Source organism: Microcoleus sp. B4-D4, from assembly GCF_036705185.1.
In the GTDB taxonomy this organism is placed as follows: Bacteria; Cyanobacteriota; Cyanobacteriia; order Cyanobacteriales; family Microcoleaceae; genus Microcoleus.
This window is the reverse complement of record NZ_JAUBTX010000018.1, coordinates 1-5,740: the sequence shown is the minus strand read 5'-3', so window position 1 is coordinate 5,740 and position 5,740 is coordinate 1. Positions and strand designations below refer to the sequence as shown.

The window sequence follows — 5,740 nt, the reverse complement described above, 5'->3', positions numbered from 1 at the left end:
ACTACTTACTTTTTACAGAGGGCTAAAGCCCAACTACTTACTTTTTACAGAGGGCTAAAGCCCAACTACTTACTTTTATGTATGAATATCGGAAATTGACACTAGAAGAACGGGTGCAACTTGTCAATCAAAGGTTGGCTAAAGGATATCCTGCTCATTCTCCACCTCATCCAGTGCAAGATTCTGAATTTTACCATCTTACAGTTAGTTGTTTTGAGCATAAATCTCGCATTAATACTCAGGAAGGCTGTCACCAACTTTTAGATATAATTTTTGATACTTTTATTTCAAATGGTATAGAAATTAATGCTTGGGTAGTTTTACCAAATCATTATCATCTCTTAGTGCGTCATATTAATATGTCACAATTAAGTGTACTCTTTCGTTCCATTCACGGCCCGTTAGCTCGACAATGGAATCTTGAGGATAATCTTACAGGTAAAGTGTGGCATTCGTTTAGCGATCGCGCTATTCGTTCGGAAAGACATTATTATACAACCATTAATTATATCCATTACAATCCTGTCAAACATGGCTGGGTAACATCTCCTTATGATTGGTCAGCGAGTAGCGTACATTGGTATTTAGAGTATCATGGAAGAGAGTGGCTAAGAAGTGCATGGGTAGAATATCCGGTAAGAGATTATGGAAAAGGATGGGATGATTAAGGTAAGTAGTTGGGCTTCAGCCCTCTTAAAAGGTAAGTAGTTGGGCTTCAGCCCTCTTAAAAGGTAAGTAGTTGGGCTTCAGCCCTCTTAAAAAGTAAGTAGTTGGGCTTCAGCCCTCTTAAAAGGTAAGTAGTTGCGGTTCAGCCCTAAGAGGGCTAAAGCCCAACTACGTACCTAGAACTTATGCAGTGTAACAATTAGAAACTTTCAGTCAAAGGACAATTCATGACTTTATATACAGAGAATGCACAACCCGAAGGCGAAAACTCATCGTCATTGCTACTAGAAATGATGTATGGGTTTAAAATATCCCAGGCTCTTTTTGTAGCGGCAAAACTAGAAATTGCAGATATTCTGAATGATGGTTCTAAGACTGCTGATGAACTTGCGAAAGCTACCAGTGTAAATTCTCGTGGTATTTATCACCTGATGCGTATGCTAGTAAGTGTTGGTGTGTTTTCTCTGGAAGATAATGAAAAGTTTTCCTTAAATTCTCTGGGAAAACATCTCCTGACTGGTACTTCTGATTCTTTACGAGGTACGGTTTTGGCAATGGGTGATGAACTATATCAGGGATGGGGGAATTTACTCTACGGTATAAAGACTGGAGAAACTCCATTTGAACATACTTTTAAGACTAATTTTTATAGCTATTTGAAGCAGAATTCTGATGCGACAGTAAATTTTAATGAGTGGATGAAGGAGACAACAAGGGAGTGGCTGCTTCCGGTGCTTGAAGCTTATGATTTTTCAGAAGTTAAGACTCTTGTGGATGTTGGAGGGGGAATTGGAACTCTAACGACTGTGATTCTGAATGCGAATCCCAAGCTACAAGCTATTTTGTTCGATCGCGAAGATGTTGTGGTTGATGCGAATCCGGTTTTGGAGGTGGCTGGAGTTGCAGATAGGTGTCAAATAGTTGGAGGCAGCTTTTTTGATGCGGTTCCCCCTAGTGGCGATCTTTATTTACTCTCTCGTGTCCTCCTCAATTGGGATGATCCTCATGCTATTACTATTCTTAAAAACTGCTATCAAGCTATGACAGCTAAAGATCGGCTGCTGATTGTTGATTTTATGTTGCCTGAAGGCAAAATGTCGCCATTTATTGGTATGGGTAGTCTAACTTTGTTTGTGATAGGCGGTACTTTTATGCGTACAGAGGATGAATTTTATAATTTACTTTCCTCCGCAGGGTTTAAAGTGACTAATATGATAGAAACAAAAGGGCCAGTAAGTGTGATCGAGGCGAAACCTGCTTGACATTACCAGGTCTAAAAACACCGAGATTATTCTGGTGTAGGATTCCTATTGCTCAATTAATCTCCATCCTCTTATAGCAATTATGAAAAATTCTGCAACAATTACAAAAGTAGGTTGGGTGGAACGAAGTGCAACCCAACCTCATGACTGTAGGAATATTTTTCATAATTGCTATTATCGGGAGTTGAACAAATTTCAAGTCCAAACAGAGCATCGAACTTGCTATTTGTCAGGCAAATACCTCACCATTATGTTGCAGCCAAGCGAAAAAACGATCGGACTTTGACTGTGCGATCGCCTTGCTAGCGATTTCAATCGCCCGGTTTATGGTCGATATCCATCTATCCTACCCCTTCACGGCATTATTTTCCCACTTCCAAACACAGCTAGAAATCAAATTTGTACAGATATGAGCCGTAATTGGCACTAACAAATTCCCAGTCACTAAAACACTGTAACCTAACAGCAATCCCACCGCCGTCGCCCAAACAGCATAAGGCCATTGATCCGTGCCTCCTAAGTGCAGAATGCCGAAGCAAAAACTTGATAAAATTAAACCAGTAAAATTCATTCCCAAGGCCGAAAGCATCACGCCTCGAAATAACAATTCTTCGCTCAGTCCCGGTAGCAGTCCCAGCCAAATTAAATCCGGCCAAAATAGGGGTTTGAGCACTACTTCTAAGTAAACGTCAGCACTCCGGCGATAACCGGGCCAAAGGCGATAAACGATCGCGCTACCGCCTGTAATTGCCAGTCCGATCGCACATCCTGCGAGCAAATCCATTACGTTCAATTTGACTGGCAAAAGCGATACCGATCCAAATAGCAACCACACTTTAGCTACCGCCAGCAACATAATGGCTGTCACGCCCATTGCTACTAAAACTTGGGTGCGCGTTAAGGGTTCAATTTCAGGATTTTCGGGAAGTTTTTCTGCCACTTAATCAATTTTAGATTATGGATTACAGATTTGAGATTTGTTGAGCTGAGTCAGACAAACAATGCAGGGGGGAAATGTCTGCACCCAAGGAAGTTGGAGTGATGCCGGCTCGTAAAGCGACCAAGACTCCGATCGCCTCTAAATATGAGTTTACCTGCAAAGCTTTGATTCCGAGTTTTTCTGGAGTCGCCTGCATCTGAGTTTTGTTGTCGCCCACAGCGATAATTTGTACCGACGATCGCCCGCTCAAACTCAGGATAGCACTGCCGCCGCACGCTGTGGCGGGTATGACCACCGCATCGACTCGATCGGCAGTAATCGATAATTGACTCCCTAGAGCGCTTTCTGGCCCGACAAATTGGGGAGCTTTGCTGAGGCCGGCAAGCACGCAAGGTAAAAAAGTATACCCGATTTCTTCAGCAGCCGATCGCGGGGAAAGCTGCGGATCGAGGGGAAGCGCAGACAGCGCCGGGGCGTGGGCGCAGGGAATTTTAAAAGTTCTGACGATCAGGTGGCTGATGACAGCTTCCGCGCCGGCGAGGGGGTCAACTCCTTTGCCGCGGCGGTAGTTTTCGAGGGCGACGCTACCTTCATCGTCGGGAAATCTCGCCACAACGGCGATCGCCTCGACTTTTGCTTGTCGGATCAATTTTTCGGCGGCGCGCAATAAACTGTCGGGATTGCCGATTGTCCCCCAGGATGCACCTGATTCTGAAATACGCAATTCTACTTCCAGGGGGCGATCGGTCAAAATACAATCACTTACGTTCAAACCTAATGTGGCCCTAGCAGCGTCAACGGCTTGCAAGTGCCGCAACTGCAACTCTGGTTCGATCGCGGAATCTAGGATTAAGCCGATGCGATTTTGATGTACTGGTTGCAAACCCCAGCATCCTGCTGCAAACTTGTCAAGGGCGTAACCTTCCACGTAGAGAGCGTTAGGTATCGGCCAATACAGTTGAGCGCCGTTGAGGACGTTGGGGTGAGTAATCAGCGTATCTGAAACTTGGGCGATCGCCCTAGCCACCGGCAGCGCATCTCCTGCAAAGCCACCAATCGAGGCTCCAACGCCTGTGGGGACTATCAAAACCACTGTTAAAGGGGGGGAGTTCACGCTGCTACGGGGGATGATTCCACGAGCACGTAGCCTTCTATCACAGCTTTTTGCCGATCGACATCCACATCTGTGACAGCCCAGCGCAGCGGTTCGCCGTGCTTTTGCAGTTCAATTTCAATCGCCGAGTGCAGTTCTTCGGCGGTATCGTGGAGGTCAACTTCTGCGGAAATGAAATGGGTGGTCATAGGGCGATCCATAATAGGTTTACCGCGATCGATATTTATGTCAATTTTAGTTTATTTCTAGGATTGGCCAAACTGCCGAGCGTACACAATATCTTCTTTTTCTGTTTCTATCTTCAAGTTCGATCGGGGAAAAGAAACGCACAGTAACACATAACCTTCGGTCTGAAGTTCGGGACTAACGCCCATGCAATCAACTTGCTTAAGTTGACCCTCAATAACTTTAGCAGCGCAAGTAGTACAAACCCCCGAATTGCAAGAGTTCGGCAAATCAATCCCCGCGGCGAGCGCAGTTTGCAAAATTGGTTGATCTTCCGGTACTTCTACGGTATAGGTGCTGCCTTGGTGAAGTAATTCAACGGTGTAAGTTTGAGACATATTTCGATTATTGGTTTTAATTCCCAATTGGAATCTAGGGTAGATTTACAAACAAATCAATCAGTATTTTACCGCTGTTGGTGATTCTGTGCAAGTTTACAACTACATTGTTTATTGCTAATAATTTTCATTAATTTGGCTGAATGGGCGATCGCGTCCCGCCCCGCAAGCTCCGGCATTTTGTCAAGCATTTTTTCACAAACAATCGCAAACAGCACGGGCGAACTCTGCCAAAAAGCAGTTAAATATAACTAATTAACCAATATTTGCCATCAACCCAACAACTCATCAACAGCAACACTAAAACCCGGTAGAACTAACTGAGTGCTGATTGTAGAACCCAAGTTAAAAGCTAACTTTTGAGATTGAATCACAATCATTATCCAGCGACTCTCAGGAAAAACAATCCAAACTTCCAAACAACCAGAATCTAAATACTCTTGTGCTTTCAGAAAAACATCTTCCGCCACATCAGTAGGAGAAACAATTTCCGCAATTAACAGCGGACTTTGAGGAAAAGTAGGAACATCGCCATATTCAGCAACAAGTTCAGCCGTCAAATAAGCAACATCTGGGCGACGCACTCGCCTGTCAGTGCGACAAGGAACTTCCGTATAGACTTCGCCACCTTGTCCGCTAGATATCTTATAACTTCTCCAAGAATAATCTAGTCTAGATTGGATTCTACTGTGTTTTACTGTCATGCCATTTTTCTCCGCGATTTGCCCGTCCACCCATTCCATATCGTCCGGGGGATTAGCTATAAAGTCTTCTAGAGAAACATTTTCTGATAAAACGGGTGTCATTACCACAACCATTTACTCCTTATTGCAGAATTTACTAATTGTATTATAGACATCTTTAGGAATTGTTAATTGTTATTAGTTGTTAATTGTTAATTGTTAATTGGCACTTGTTAATTGGTACTTGTTAATTGGTAATAAAAAATGGGTAATTAGTAATTGAAACTAACCAATGCCCAATGCCCAATGCCCAATTCCCAATTCCCAATTCCCCAATGCCCAATGCCCAATTCCCAATTCCCAATTCCCCAATGCCCAATGCCCAATTCCCAATTCCCCAATTCCCCAATTCCCCAATTCCCAATTCCCAATTCCCAATGCCCAATTCCCAATTCCCAATTCCCAATTCCCAATTCCCAATTCCCAATTCCCAATTCCCAATTCCCAATTCC

The 5,740-nt window shown here is 43.8% G+C and carries 8 protein-coding genes; 2 read left to right on the top strand and 6 right to left on the bottom strand.

Annotation, left to right across the window (positions count from 1 at the left end; all coding sequences use genetic code 11):
- The first annotated feature begins 95 nt into the window (after positions 1–95).
- Together QUB13_RS15230 and QUB13_RS15225 are read left to right on the top strand one after the other, a co-directional pair.
- Positions 96–668, top strand: a complete 573-nt coding sequence (locus tag QUB13_RS15230) for an REP-associated tyrosine transposase (protein ID WP_333382145.1) — start codon at positions 96–98, stop codon at positions 666–668.
- A gap of 225 nt (positions 669–893) precedes the next feature.
- On the top strand, positions 894–1,928 hold the full coding sequence (locus tag QUB13_RS15225) for a methyltransferase (protein ID WP_333382143.1): 1,035 nt from the start codon (positions 894–896) through the stop codon (positions 1,926–1,928).
- Between the two features lie 346 nt (positions 1,929–2,274).
- On the opposite strand, the gene QUB13_RS15220 is transcribed toward QUB13_RS15225, so the two are convergent.
- The 6 genes from QUB13_RS15220 to QUB13_RS15195 form a co-directional block, all read right to left on the bottom strand.
- Entirely contained in the window at positions 2,275–2,868 is a 594-nt protein-coding gene (locus QUB13_RS15220; protein WP_333382141.1) for a CPBP family intramembrane glutamic endopeptidase, read from the bottom strand.
- Positions 2,869–2,890: 22 nt separating this feature from the next.
- Positions 2,891–3,982 (bottom strand): DUF3326 domain-containing protein, encoded by a 1,092-nt coding sequence (locus tag QUB13_RS15215; RefSeq protein WP_333382139.1) that lies wholly within the window; start codon positions 3,980–3,982, stop codon positions 2,891–2,893.
- Entirely contained in the window at positions 3,979–4,170 is a 192-nt protein-coding gene (locus tag QUB13_RS15210; protein ID WP_194009299.1) for a hypothetical protein, read from the bottom strand. Before QUB13_RS15210 ends, QUB13_RS15215 begins: the two co-directional genes overlap by 4 nt.
- Before the next feature lie 57 nt (positions 4,171–4,227).
- A complete protein-coding gene (locus tag QUB13_RS15205) occupies positions 4,228–4,545 on the bottom strand; it encodes a 2Fe-2S iron-sulfur cluster-binding protein (protein WP_333087933.1) in 318 nt (105 codons plus the stop codon).
- A gap of 272 nt (positions 4,546–4,817) precedes the next feature.
- Positions 4,818–5,351 carry a Uma2 family endonuclease gene (locus QUB13_RS15200; RefSeq protein ID WP_442922170.1) on the bottom strand — a complete coding sequence of 178 codons (534 nt, stop codon included), beginning with the start codon at positions 5,349–5,351 and terminating at the stop codon, positions 4,818–4,820.
- Positions 5,352–5,475: 124 nt separating this feature from the next.
- Positions 5,476–5,740 (bottom strand): hypothetical protein (locus QUB13_RS15195; protein ID WP_333382134.1); only part of this gene is annotated, 265 nt, incomplete at its 5' end.